Annotated in this window: 13 protein-coding genes; 6 read left to right on the top strand and 7 right to left on the bottom strand. The window is 71.1% G+C overall.

All coding sequences use genetic code 11. The annotated features are described in order from the left end of the window. Positions 1-67: 67 nt before the first annotated feature. On the top strand, positions 68-769 hold the full coding sequence (locus Ahu01nite_RS30790) for an SDR family NAD(P)-dependent oxidoreductase (RefSeq protein ID WP_203840167.1): 702 nt from the start codon (positions 68-70) through the stop codon (positions 767-769). A 116-nt stretch (positions 770-885) separates the two neighbouring features. Next, positions 886-1,734 (top strand): SDR family NAD(P)-dependent oxidoreductase, encoded by an 849-nt coding sequence (locus Ahu01nite_RS30785; protein WP_203840166.1) that lies wholly within the window; start codon positions 886-888, stop codon positions 1,732-1,734. On the opposite strand, the gene Ahu01nite_RS30780 is transcribed toward Ahu01nite_RS30785, so the two are convergent. Next, positions 1,709-2,302: a TetR/AcrR family transcriptional regulator gene (locus tag Ahu01nite_RS30780; protein ID WP_203840165.1), complete on the bottom strand. Its 594-nt coding sequence runs from the start codon at positions 2,300-2,302 to the stop codon at positions 1,709-1,711. The two genes, Ahu01nite_RS30785 and Ahu01nite_RS30780, sit on opposite strands and share 26 nt — an antisense overlap. Before the next feature lie 78 nt (positions 2,303-2,380). On the opposite strand from Ahu01nite_RS30780, the gene Ahu01nite_RS30775 reads away from it, so the two are divergent. Further along, positions 2,381-3,436: an aldo/keto reductase gene (locus tag Ahu01nite_RS30775; protein WP_203840164.1), complete on the top strand. Its 1,056-nt coding sequence runs from the start codon at positions 2,381-2,383 to the stop codon at positions 3,434-3,436. A gap of 85 nt (positions 3,437-3,521) precedes the next feature. Beyond that, positions 3,522-3,884 (top strand): nuclear transport factor 2 family protein, encoded by a 363-nt coding sequence (locus Ahu01nite_RS30770; protein ID WP_203840163.1) that lies wholly within the window; start codon positions 3,522-3,524, stop codon positions 3,882-3,884. On the opposite strand, the gene Ahu01nite_RS30765 is transcribed toward Ahu01nite_RS30770, so the two are convergent. The 6 genes from Ahu01nite_RS30765 to Ahu01nite_RS30740 all read right to left on the bottom strand — a co-directional run bounded on the left by Ahu01nite_RS30765 (position 3,885) and on the right by Ahu01nite_RS30740 (position 9,914). Further along, positions 3,885-4,403 carry a peptidase M23 gene (locus tag Ahu01nite_RS30765; protein ID WP_203840162.1) on the bottom strand — a complete coding sequence of 173 codons (519 nt, stop codon included), beginning with the start codon at positions 4,401-4,403 and terminating at the stop codon, positions 3,885-3,887. Between the two features lie 130 nt (positions 4,404-4,533). Further along, the gene (locus Ahu01nite_RS30760; RefSeq protein WP_203840161.1) at positions 4,534-5,175 is read right to left on the bottom strand and encodes a fasciclin domain-containing protein; all 642 of its coding nucleotides are present in this window, start codon (positions 5,173-5,175) and stop codon (positions 4,534-4,536) included. A gap of 77 nt (positions 5,176-5,252) precedes the next feature. Next, positions 5,253-5,981 carry an anti-sigma factor gene (locus Ahu01nite_RS30755; RefSeq protein WP_239159269.1) on the bottom strand — a complete coding sequence of 243 codons (729 nt, stop codon included), beginning with the start codon at positions 5,979-5,981 and terminating at the stop codon, positions 5,253-5,255. Next, positions 5,935-6,513 (bottom strand): RNA polymerase sigma factor, encoded by a 579-nt coding sequence (locus tag Ahu01nite_RS30750; protein ID WP_203840160.1) that lies wholly within the window; start codon positions 6,511-6,513, stop codon positions 5,935-5,937. Before Ahu01nite_RS30750 ends, Ahu01nite_RS30755 begins: the two co-directional genes overlap by 47 nt. 36 nt (positions 6,514-6,549) lie before the next feature. Next, positions 6,550-7,842, bottom strand: a complete 1,293-nt coding sequence (locus Ahu01nite_RS30745; protein WP_203840159.1) for a glycosyltransferase — start codon at positions 7,840-7,842, stop codon at positions 6,550-6,552. Beyond that, entirely contained in the window at positions 7,839-9,914 is a 2,076-nt protein-coding gene (locus tag Ahu01nite_RS30740) for a glycosyltransferase (RefSeq protein ID WP_203840158.1), read from the bottom strand. Before Ahu01nite_RS30740 ends, Ahu01nite_RS30745 begins: the two co-directional genes overlap by 4 nt. A 166-nt stretch (positions 9,915-10,080) precedes the next feature. Here Ahu01nite_RS30740 and Ahu01nite_RS30735 point away from each other — a divergent pair, with 166 nt between their 5' ends. Continuing rightward, positions 10,081-11,364 carry a DUF1800 domain-containing protein gene (locus Ahu01nite_RS30735; protein WP_203840157.1) on the top strand — a complete coding sequence of 428 codons (1,284 nt, stop codon included), beginning with the start codon at positions 10,081-10,083 and terminating at the stop codon, positions 11,362-11,364. 13 nt (positions 11,365-11,377) lie between these two features. Further along, positions 11,378-12,622 (top strand): DUF1501 domain-containing protein, encoded by a 1,245-nt coding sequence (locus Ahu01nite_RS30730; protein WP_203840156.1) that lies wholly within the window; start codon positions 11,378-11,380, stop codon positions 12,620-12,622. Positions 12,623-12,626 lie beyond the last annotated feature (4 nt).

Below are 12,626 nucleotides of genomic sequence, written 5' to 3'. Positions count from 1 at the left end.
GTCCCTGGCGCACCCAGGATGAGCAGGGCTTACCTTCCGTCAGCGGCGCGCCCCGAGAGTCAGTCCCATGACAGTCACTGTGATCACCGGCGGCAACAAAGGCCTCGGCTACGAAACGGCACGCCAGCTCGTCGAGCTGGGTCACAAGGTCTACATCACCGCCCGCGACGAGAAGCTGGGCCGTGCGGCCGCCGACCGGCTCGGCGAAGGCGCACACCTGCTCGTCATGGACGTCACCGACGACGCCTCCGTCGCCGACGCCGCCGCCCTGCTCGCCAAGCACGAGGACCGGCTCGACGTTCTGATCAACAACGCCGGCGTCACCGACGGATGGGTCGGCGCCCAGGACGCGACCGGTGAGGACATGCGGCGGGTGTACGACGTCAACGTCTTCGGCATCGTCCGCGTGACCAGTGCGTTCCTGCCTCTGCTGCGGGCCTCGGACGGCGCCGCGATCGTGAACGTCAGCAGCGGGCTCGGCTCGTTCGGCATCGTCACCGACCCGGAACGCTTCGAGCACCGGTGGGCCGTACCCGTCTACGCCTCGTCCAAGGCCGCGGTCGCCATGCTGACCGTGCAGTACGCGAAGGGCCTGCCCGGCATCCGCGTCAACGCCGCCGACCCCGGCCCCACGGCGACCGACCTGACGAACAACCAGGCCGCCCAGACGGTCCAGGAGGGCGCCGAGCCGATCGTACGACTGGCCGCCCTGGGTGCCGGCGCGCCGACCGGGACGTTCTCCGGACGTACGGGAGACATCCCCTGGTAGGTCCCCGATCCCGATTGGTCCTGGGTGCGCCACACCCAGGACCACACACCCTTGTTCGCCTTCCCGCCCGCAACGAGAGTCGTCGGTGCGGATCACTGACGATCGTGAGGAGCACTGTGGGTTCATTGGCCGGCAAGGTGGCTGTCGTCACCGGTGCCACCAGCGGTATCGGGACGCGCATCGCCCGTCTGTTCGTCGGCGAGGGTGCGCAGGTGGTGCTCGCCGGGCGGCGGGAGGCCGAGGGTGCGCAGGTTGCGGCCGAGCTCGGCGATGCCGCCACGTTCCGGCGGGCCGATGTCTCTGCCGAGGAGGACGTCCGGGCCCTCGTGGAGTACGCCGCCGAGCGGCACGGCAGGCTCGATGTCATGGTCAGCAATGCCGGCGGCCCGGGGCACTGGGTCGACGTCGCCGACGTGGACCTCGCGGCCTTCCGGGAGGTGATGGACGTTCATCTGTACGGGGTGCTGCTGGGCATGAAGTACGCCGCCCGGGTCATGGTTCCGCAGGGCTCGGGCAGCATCATCAACATGGCCAGTGTCAGTGGCACCGAGGCGGGCTGGTCGGGGCTCGACTACTCGGCGGCCAAGGCGGCGATCATCCATCTGACCCGGTGCGCCGCGATCGAGCTGGGCGAGAGTGGCGTACGCGTGAACAGCATCGCGCCGAGCGTCGTACTGACCGGGATCTTCGGTAAGGGTGCCGGGCTCGACCCCGCCGTCGCCGACCGGACCGCCGATGGGCTCGCCGGAGCGTTTCCGCTGATGATGGGCGACTACCAGGCCGTTCGGCGCCCGGTCAGCACCGAGGACGTCGCGCAGGCCGCGTTGTGGCTGGCCGGGGACGCGGCGGGCATCGTCAACGGCGTCAACCTCGCTGTCGACGGTGGTGTCAGCGCGGGCCGGCCCGTCTCGGTCTCACGGGCGGAACGCGTACGGCTGGCTACGGCTTGGGGATCGCGTGGGTGATCAGTGTGGCCGCGGCGGTGCGCGCCTGGGCGTACGGTGCGATGTCGTTGAGAGCGGCCGCCCGGGCGCTCGCGCCGTCGAACAGGATGGCCAACTGATCGGCCAGGGCCTTGGGGTCGGCGGCGCCGGCCTCGCCTGCGATCGCAGCGGCGCGGGCCGCGAAGTCCCGTTTGTGGTCCGCGACGAAGACCCGGACCGGGTGCTCGGTGTCCGCGATCTCGACGGCGGTGTTGCTGAACAGGCAGCCGCGCAGCGGGAGATCGCCGTTCGGCGGCACGAACAGCGCCAGCAGCCGTTCCACCGGGGGCAGGTCGGTGCGCTCGAGGGCCAGCTCGTTGCCGAGGACCTGGTCGTCCTGAAAACGCCGCAGGCAGGCCTCGACCAGCTCGTCCTTGGTGCGGAAGTGCTGGTAGAGCGTGCGCTTGGAGACGTGGGCCGCCTCGGCGAGCTCGGCGAGCCCGGTCGCGTTGACGCCGTTGCCGTAGAAGAGGTCGGCTGCGGCCTCGAGGATCCGCTCCCGCGCTCCGCGTCCGCCCTGGGCGTGCCGCGCCCTCGGTGCAGTGGTCATGCCACCAGGGTACCGATCGACTTACTTGTGGTGCTAGCCTCCAAACCAAGTCGATCGTCTTACTTTTAGGAGCGGGTCGTGCGCTACACCACCTTCGGACGACGGACAGGCCTGCGGGTCTCCGAATACGCACTGGGCACCGGGAACTTCGGAACGGCCTGGGCCAGCGGCACGGGCCCCGACGACGCCCGCAAGATCTTCGACCGGTTCGCCGAGGCCGGCGGCACACTGCTGGACACCGCGGGCATGTACCAGGCGGGCGAGTCAGAATCGATCCTCGGCGACCTGATCAGCACGGATCGCGATCACTTCGTCGTCTCCACCAAGTACGCCGCGAGCGATGGTGCGCAACCGCACGTCTCCCTGACCGGCGGTGGGCGCAAGAACCTCGTCGCGTCGGTCGAGGCGAGCCTGAAGCGGCTGCGTACCGAACACCTGGATCTGCTGTTCGTCCACTTCGCCGACGGCGTAACGCCGATCGACGAGATCGTCCGCGGCATGGACGACCTGGTGCGCTCCGGAAAGATCCACCACGTCGCGCTGTCGAACTTCCCCGCGTGGCAGGTGTCCGCGGCGACGATGCTGGCGGACCTGCGTGGCTGGGCACCGATCGTCGGCATCCAGACGGAATACAGCCTGATCGAACGCTCCGCCGACCGCGAGCTGCTGCCGATGGCCGAGGCGCTCGGGCTTGGTGTGAACCTGTGGTCCCCGCTCGCCGGGGGCCTGCTGACGGGCAAATACCGCACCGGCGGCGAGGGCCGGGCGACCGACCCCAGCCGCTTCGTGACGCCGGAGTCCACGGACCAGCGGACGGCCGTCATCGACGCGGTCCTGGCGATCGCGCAGGAGACCGGCGCTAGCGCGGCCCAGGTGTCCATGGCCTGGCTGCGCGAACGCGGCACCCGGTCAGCCGCGACCATCGTGCCGGTCGTCGGCCCGCGGACGCTCCATCAGCTCGACGAATACCTCGGCGCGCTCGAGGTGACCCTCACCGACGGGCAGTACACCCGGCTCGACGAGGTCAGCGCGGTCGAGGCGGGCGTCCCGCACGGCATCAACACCATGCTGCACGAGCACCTCCTGGGCGGCGACGCGAGCCGGTTCGTCAACCCGGTCGTGCCCGTCGCATAACCCCTCGGCCGACCTCTTCCTGGGTGTCCCACACCCAGGAAGAGGCAACCTTCTCCGTTCACCGCATCAGCGCGAGGCTCATCGCATGAAGATCACCGAGAAGCAGGCAGCGAACTGGGTCGCCGGATACGTCAAGGCCTGGAAGAGCACCGACCCGGAGGACATCGCCGCCATCTTCGCCGAGGACGGCGAGTCGCACGAGTGGCCGTACGAGACAGCCTGGATCGGTCTGGAAGCGATCGTCCGCGGCTGGCAGGCCCGCGAGGACTGGCAGCAGGGCGGCTGGACCTTCGACTGGGAACTGCTCACCATCAACGGCGACACGTTCGCCGTCAAGGGCGTCGGCGCCTATCGCGAGCTCGGCAACTTCGACAACCTGTGGGTCGTCACCCTCGACGACGACGGCAGGTGCGCGGTCCTGCGCATGTGGAACAACGAGATCAAGTAATCAGTGCGCGCAGGAGGCCCGGGCGCTCAGCGCGCCGACCAGGCGGGTGGCAGCGGGGGCATGCTTCGCGTACGCCTCGGGGCGCCCTGAGATCTGCACCGCCTGAGCGGCGTCGGTGAGCCGCATGTCCTGCCATCCGTCGACAGTGAGCAGTTTGGTGTAGAACTTCCGGGTCTGGTACGCCGGGTCGGCGAGCTGCCGGGGTGTCCCCCAGCCCTGGCTGGTCCGCTGCTGGAACAGCCCCACGGAGTCCCGGTCACCGCCGCGCAGATTGCGCAGGCTCGACTCCTGCAGAGCGGTGGCGACCGCGATGACCTGCCCCTCGACGGGGATGCCACGCTCATCACCGATGGTGACGATGAGCCGCGCGTTGGCGATCTGCTCCTTGCTCCATCCGTCCAGAGCGGACGACGGGGCGGACGCCGCGGGTGCGGGTGTACAGCCCGCGTCGGCTCGCATCAGAGGACTGAGGACAAAACCTGCCAGCACAGCGACAGCGATCACGAACAACGCGCGCACGACGTGAGAAACCTTCCGGTCCGGGAGCCCGGCGAAGAGTACAGGTCATTCCCGCCGCCGTCACCATCGATCCCGGCCGGTGCGATGTGGCGGTGGTCCCGGCCACCACATCGCACCGGTGCCCGCTACATCAGGGCAGGTCGATCGGGCGCAGCACCCCGTCGATGCCGTGCGCGATCTGCCGGTTGCCCTTGTTGAGGTCGAACTTGTTGATGCGGGGATCACGATCGCTGCGGTCGGCGTCGATCAGTTTGACGCTCTTCCAGCAATATCCGTAGACGTCCACCTTGACGGTGGAACCGGCGGCGGTCGTCAGGCGGGCGCCGTCGGACTTGAGCGCTGCCGTGCGGGTGATGGTGGCGCCCGGGACGACGTGGTAGAGCAGCACCGACTCGACGGTGTCGATGCCGAGTCCGGCCACCGCGGTGAACGCCGCCTTCTCGCTCGGCAGGCGCTTGCTGTGCTGGATGTCGGCGACGAGCTTCTCGAACGCCGTGTCGCTGGGAAGGAAGGCTGTCAGCGCGGTCGTGCCGTCGGTCAGGACGCCGACGGGACTACCCGGTTTGGCCTTGAGCACGGCGAGCACCGCCGCTGTCAGGATGTCGTAGTCCCGGCCGTTGCGGTCGAATCCGCTCTTGTCGGCGGTCAGCACCGCGGCCAGTGACCTGGTGCCGAGCGGCTTGGACTTGCCGGTCGCGGCGGCCGGGCCCGCGACCAGGGGCACAGCGACAACGGCGGCGGCCACAACAGCGGCCGCGCGGGTGAACCTCATAGGACGTTCCTCTCGGTACGGGGTGGAGGGAGCCCCACCACCCCGTACTTCGCCGGGGACCGGCCGTGCGGATGCACTCAGGACGTCAGAGTTCCGCGCAGCAGGCTGTGCCCGGAGTGGGCCGCGTCGCCGTCGTGCGGTTCGTCGGAGACGTCGACCAGCCGGTAGCGGTTCAGATCCACACCGGGCGGCACCGGCAGGAGCGCGTCCTGGTCCTGGGAGAGGTTGCCGAGCGCCACCATCCTGGTGGTGTCGGCCGGGTCGATCAGCCACACCTCGTGGAAGCCGGTGGTCAGCGGCAGATCGCGGGTGTCGATCTCGATCGTGCCGTCGGCCAGCACGGTAGCGGTGCCGTGCGCGGCGGGTGGCACCTCCGGCAGCGGGCTCAGCGTGGCATGGGCGGCGACGTGCTCGGCCGGTTGCCGATCCGCCGTCCGTGTCACCGTCAGCGTGCCCGCCACCGCCAGCACTGCCGCCGCGGCAGCCGCGAGCACCGGCGCGAGCAGCCGGCGCGGCCGGCGTCGGACCGCCCGCTGGTATCCGAGGTTGCCGCCGGGCTGATCGGGTATCCGTACCGGCCGGTCCGGCTGCGCGATCTGGGCCTCGATCGCCTGCCACACCCGGTCCGGCGGGGCGGGCTGCTCGCCCAGCGACTTGCCCTCGGCGGCGAGAGTGGCGACATGGTGCAGGCTCTCGAGGTCGCTGCGGCAGCCGGCGCACACGGCGAGATGCATCGATTCGCCCGGCTCGCCCCGGTCCTCAGAGAGCGCGAGTAGGACCAGCCGATCGGGATCCAGATGTTCCACCGTCCACCTCCCACCGTCGTCGCAGGTTGGCCATTCCGCGCCGGATATGGCTCTTCACCGTCCCGAGGGGCAACCCCGTGACAGCGGCTATCTGGGGGTGGGTCAGATCGTCGAAGAACGCCAGTTCCAGGGTGCGGCGCTGGTCCTCCGGCAGCCGGCCCAGTTCGTCCGCCACGATCAGCCGGTCGACGATACGGTCGGGCGTCTCGGGCGGCTCCGCCAGGGGCAGCTGGGCGAGTATCGTCTCCGCGATCCGGTCACTGCGTGCGGCCGAGCGCAGCCGGTCGACGGCCTTGCGCCGGGCGATCCCGAGCAACCAGCCGAGCAGGCTGCCACGCGCGGGGTCGAACGTGTCCCGCCCGGTCCAGGCCGCGACGAACGTCAGCTGCGTGACGTCCTCGGCGTCGGCCCGGTTGCCCAGCAGACGCTGAGCCAGATAGAGCACGGCGGCGCCGTACAGGTCGTACGCCGCACGCAGTGCCTTCTCGTCTCCGCCCCGCAGTTGCCCGGCGAGTTCGTCGTCGGAGTTCATCGACCTCCCTTCCGCACCTGAATCCTCCGTGGTTCCTCACCGCGGCGGGTGGTCATGAGCCAGTGTGTACGCCAGGCCGGGCCCGGGGTCATCCCGCAGCTGCCCGCCGATCGCGCGGGCTGCCGGTGCACAGCCGAGTGCCTGCTCCACCGCGGCGGCGATGTCGTGCGCCGTCGCGGCGTTCGGGTCCAGGGCGACGCCGACCCCGGCGGTCTCGATCGCTGCCGCGCCCGCGAACTGATCGGTGGAGAACGGGAGCGCGAGCATGGGCACTCCCGCGGTGAGGGCCTCGGTGACGCTGTTGTTGCCCGCATGGGTGACGGCCAGCGCCGCCCCGTCCAGCAGCGCGGTCTGCGGCAGGTAGGTGGCCACGAGCCAGTCGGCCGGGGTGGGCGGCAGGCCCTGGGCCGACCCGGTCGCCAGGGCCACCCGGAGGCCGGTGCGGCCCAGCGCGGTGATGACAGTGCTCAGCACGTCTGCCCGGGCCGACAGGAAACTGCCGAAACTGACATAGACGTACGGCCGGTCGCCGGCGTCCATCCAGGAACGCACGTCCGCCGCGGGCGTTTCCGTGCGGCTCGCGGATCCGAGAAAGGCGTGCGGCACCGGCAGCTGTCTACGGGCCGAGTCGTGCAGCGCCGCCGGGTAGTTGTAGAGCACCAGGTCGCCATGTCCGGTGAACGCGTCCACCACGGGTGTGGCACCGGGCGCGAGGGTGTGCAGTGCGGCGTTCCACTCACCGGTGAACTCGTCACGCACGGTGCGGCACACCCGGTGCAGCTCGGCGAGCTCGGCCTCAGCGGGGTGGAAGGCGGCCGGCCAGGCCGTCGGATAGCCGTAGACCTCGGCGCCGACGGGCAGCGCCGACGGATGACCGAGCACGACGTCGACGTACGGGATGGCAGCCGACTCGAGGGCGAGCCGGGCGCTGAAGGCGAGATGATCGACGACGATCCGGTCCGGCCGGACCTGCTCGATCACCTTCAGCACCGCGTGCGCCCGGTCGACCGGCTCCCAGAGCAGGTCGTTACGGCGTGCCTCGGCCTGGAAGCGCAACGTCTCGACCATCCCGCGGTAGGTCGCCGCGAAGAACCCGCGCAGCGCGTCGTCCTCACCCGCCGGCTGCTGCTCGGCCCGGATCACGCCCGGGTTGGAGCCACGGCCGAGCGAGAGCTCGGTGTGCTCGAAACCGAACGAACCGGCCAGCGCCGCGGTTGCCGGACCGGTCGCCACCACGACCCGTTCACCGGCCCGCTGCCACGCGGTGGCCAGGGCCGCCAGCGGCAGCAGGTGCGAGGCGTAGTCCGGGCTGATCACCAGCAAGGTCATGAGTGGGGCTCCTGAGCGGTCACCGAGGCATAGATGCCGGTCAGGGCAGCTGCCATGGACTCTACGGTCAATCCGTCGCTGATCCGCTCGCGCGCCCGCTCGATTCGGGGACCCGCGGGCAGGGTTGCCAGTTCCAGGGCGGCGCTGAAGGCGGTAGCCAGCTCGGCCGGGTCGCCGGCCCGGACGAGCACGCCGGTGACACCGTGCTCGATGTAGGTTGCCGGTCCACCGGCGTCCGGGCCGACCACGACCAGACCGGCCGCGAGCGCTTCCAGCAGGGCGAGACCGAACTCCTCCTTCAGGCTGCCACACACGTAGACGCTGCCGGAACCGATCAGCGATCCACGGCCGGCACAGGCGGCGGCGAGCCAGCGGGCCACCACGCCGTGGGGGCGGTGACCGGGCATGATCAGCCCGTCGGCGGCCTCCGGGTGCTCCCGCAGAACCCCGGCGATGAGCTCGAGCTGCTCGCGCTCGTCCGGCGACGGATCCGTCAGGTCCCCGCCGACGATCAGCAGGTTGCACCGCTCGCGCAGCGCCGGCTCCCGGGCCCAGGCCTGTACCAGGGTGGCCATACCTTTGACGCGGTGCAGCCGGCCGACGCTCACGGCCAGCGGCAGGCCGTGCCGGTGCTGCGGCAGTGCCGCCACGAGAGCCTCGAGCTCACCCGGATCGGGCGAGCCGGCGGACGCCGCGAGGCTGACCTGCAGGTCGATGCCCTCCGCGACGACGCTGAACCGGCCTGCCTCGCCGTCGACGTCGATGCCGGTGAGCGCCTTGATGTCCCTGGCCACCTCTGGGCGGGGGAAGAGGACGACGTGATCAGCCGCGGTCGCGAGCCGTTGCACCAGCCGCGCCCGGAACCAGTAGTGCTCGCGTTCGTCGATCACGCCGAAATTGTCGCGGCGCAGGCCGCCCGTGCGTTCCAGAGCGTCGATGGTCGTGTGCGGGTCGGGCGCCAGGGTGAACACGACGGGGAGGTTCAGCTCCGCTGCCACCTCGGCCGCCGCCAGGCTGCCCACCTCCGCCATCCGCAGGTGGATCGCGTCCACCCGGTAGGCCCGCAGCAGGCGGCGGATGCCGCGCCGCACGGCGACCCGGGCCGGCCAGGCGTTCACCGCGTTCACCGCCGGTCCCGGCATGGGCACGGCCGCGAGCACGTGTTTCTCACCGCTGCCGAGGGTGGTCAGCGCATGCTCCGCGGTGCCCCGCGAGATGGTCAGCACCCGCCCCACGCCGGGCCGGGCGGCAAGCGCGTCCCCGAGCCGGACCAGCAGGGTGGCGACGCCGCCGTTGTCGCCCGCACCGGCGCGGCTCAGCTCCCGGTCGATGTCCGCGTGCAGGAACAGCTGAGCGACCCGAAAGCCCGGTTCGTCACCGTCCGGGGCGGCACCGGCCACCATGCCGAGGTCGACGGCGGCCAGCCGGGCCGCTGCCCCGGGCTCACCGTCCGCCGCCAGGAGGGAGCCGATCGCCGTCATCGCGGCCGGGTCGCCGTACCGGTCACCCAGCGCGGCAACGGCCCTGGCCCGGGCCGCCGGGCTCTCGTCCGGGTCGAGCGCGATCCAGCGGACGCTCTCCCCTGCCCTGTCACCGGAGACCAGGCCGAGGGTCTCGACCAGGCGCGCGCGGGCCTGCGGGTCGCGAGCCCCGGCCAGCAGCCGCAGGAGTGCGGCGGCGATGTGGTCACCCGCCGGGCCGCCCCAGCTCTCCAGGGTCCGCTGGGCGAGCATGCCGGCGAAGCCACCCCCGGCGGTGACGCCGGCGAGACGGTCGATCGCGTCGAGCCGCGGCAGCCTGGACCGCAGGACCCAGGCCGCGTGCTCGCGCAGAAAGGTCCGCGGATGTGACAGGAGCCGCGAGAGCACGGCGTCCGCCTCGTCGTCATCGACCGCACCGATCCCGTGCACCGCTGCCACAGCCGCCAGCTCGTCGGCCCCGTCGACCGCCGCCGCCAACTGCCTCATCGCCGGGTACGGCCACAAGGCGGTGCCCCGGTCGTCACGGAGCACATCGAGCACGGACGCGGCACGGCCTACCTCGTGCAGAACGGAACCAACAGTTGACGCCATACTCACCTTTCGGCGCCGTAGCCGTCTGTGGATGCGGATGGACGCCGCCAAAAGAGTGCTCCACGACACGTTTGCCACGCCGGATTCGGAAAATGGTCCCCGAACCCGGGCCGCATGCTGACATCACCCTTACCGTCCTCGTACATTGCCGCCCTACGTTCGGGGCATGACCGACCGCCAGACCGTCTCCCACGTGCTGCGCCGCCTCACGTTCGGGCCTACCGCGACCGAGGTCGACAAGGCCGAGGAAGCCGGCGCCGCCGCCACGATCTCGACCGCGCTCGCCCACCGGACCGCGCCACCGGGCCCCGGCCTGAGCACCGGCCCACCGCCCGCTCAGGACGCGGACCGCGATGCCCGGCGCAAGGCGCGCGCCCGGCAGAACGCCGAACTCGATCGCTGGTGGCTGCGGCAGATGGCGGCGGACAGCACCGCCGGCGAGAAACTGACCTTCTTCTGGCACGGACACTGGGCGACCAGCATCCAGAAGGTCAAGTCGGCGGCGCTGATGTACCGGCAGCAGCAGACGTTCCGGCGCTACGGCACCGGCGACACCGGGCCTTTCATCCGGGCCATGCTGCGCGACCCGGCGTTGATCCTCTGGCTCGACGGGCAGCAGAACACCGCCAAGGCACCCAACGAGAACCTCGCGCGCGAACTGATGGAACTGTTCACCCTCGGCGTCGGGAACTACACCGAGGACGATGTCAGAGCCGGCGCCCAGATGCTGACAGGCTGGACGGTGGACCGCGCCGCGGGCACCTCGAAGCTGATACCGAAAAGACACGCTCAGAGCCCGGTGACGCTGCTCGGCACGACCGGCGTCACCGACATCGACGGTTACGCCGACCTGCTGGCCCGGCACCGGGCGCACGCCCCGTTCCTCGCGGCACGTTTCTGGTTGCGCTACGGCTCCGGTGCGGCGCCGTCGGCGGCGGCGACCGAGCGGCTGGTCACCGCGTTCGGGCCGGGACGCGATGTTACGGCGATGCTGCGCGCACTGGTTCTCGACCCGGAGTTCCCGGCGACCAACGGGCAGCTCGTCAAGCAACCCGTCGAATGGGTCGTCGGCGCGGTCCGCCAGCTCGGCATCGATGCCGGCAAGCTCGACGACAAGCAGCTCAAGCAGCTGTCGGCCATGATGCGGGCGCTCGGTCAGGTGCCGTTCCGGCCGCCGTCCGTCGGGGGCTGGCCCGCCGGTACCGCGTGGCTGACCACCGCATCGGCCCAGGTCCGGCTTCGCAGCGCACCGAACCTGGTCACGCTGGCCCCGGCCGCTGTCGCGACGCTGGAAGAGGCTGCCCGGCCGGATCGTCTGGACGCCCTGGCCCGGCTGCTCGTGATCGACCGATGGACCGACCGCACCGCCGCCGTGCTCGCCCCCGCGGCGCAGGATCCGAAGAAACTGCTCACGCTCGGGCTGGCCACCCCCGAATATGCCGTGCACTGAGAGAGGAACAACCATGGACCTGCTGACCCGCCGTAAGTTCCTGCTCGCCAGCGGCGTGACCGGGGCCGCGGCCCTCGTCGCCGGTGGCACCGCGTACGGCCTGGCCGACATCCTCGGCTCCGGCGACGACCGCCCGGAAGGGGCCGGAACCCTGGTCCTGATCACCCTCTACGGCGGCAACGACGGCCTCAACACCGTCATCCCGTACGGCGACGACGCGTACGCCAAGGCCCGCCCCACCCTGGCCTACCCGCCCGACCAGGTGCTGAAGCTCGACGACGGATTCGGGCTCAACCCCGGCCTGGCCGGGCTGCACAAGCTCTACGGCGCGGACAGGGTGGCGGTGGTCCGCGGCGTCGGCTACCCCACGCCCGACCACAGCCACTTCCGATCGATGGACATCTGGCAGACCGCGGACCCGGTCCGGCCCCAGCCGACCGGCTGGATCGGGCGCTGGCTCGACACGGCCGGCGGCGATCCGCGCCTGGCGATCTCGTTCGAACCGGTCCTGCCGCCGCTGCTCGCCGGCGCGACCAGCGCCGGGGCAACCGTGCCCGGCGGGGCCCTGAAGCTGCCGAAATCCGTGACCCCCCAGCTGCTGAAGGGCTTCGGCACCGCGTCGGCGCAGGACACCGCGGCACTGGCGCGGGCAGCGGGCTGCTTCACCGACCTGAGCCGCGTCCAGGACCTGATGGACGATGTCGCCGAGTCGGCGCCGGACGAGACACCCGACGACAGCGCCGAGGAGCCCGGCGCCACGGCGACGGGCGGGGCCGCCGGGCCGCTGGAGCAGCAGCTCGAGCAGGTCGCCCGATGTGTGGAGGCGGGCGCGGTGACCCGCGTCTACTCGGTGTCGCTCGGCGGGTTCGACCTGCACGCCGACGAGAAAGGCGCCCAGCAGGGACAGCTCGAACGTCTCGACAAACCGCTCGCCGCGTTCATGGACCGGATGACCAGGTCGGAGAAGGGCAAGGACGTGGTGGTGGCGATCTACTCCGAGTTCGGGCGCCGGGTGGCGGCCAACGCCTCCGACGGCACGGACCACGGCACGGCGTCATCGGTCTTCCTGATCGGCGATCGGATCAGGGGCGGCCTCTACGGCGAGCCCCCGAGCCTGACCGACCTCGACAACGGCGACCTCAAATACACCACCGACTTCCGGGACGTGTACGCGAGCCTGCTGCGCACCGTGCTGGACGGAGAACCGGACCGGGTACTCGCCGGGTGGAAGGGCGAACTGGACGACGTCTGGACATGAGCCG

Origin of the sequence: Winogradskya humida, from assembly GCF_016862215.1 — a bacterium.
GTDB lineage: Bacteria > Actinomycetota > Actinomycetes > Mycobacteriales > Micromonosporaceae > Actinoplanes > Actinoplanes humidus.
This window is presented reverse-complemented; position numbering and strand designations above follow the sequence as displayed.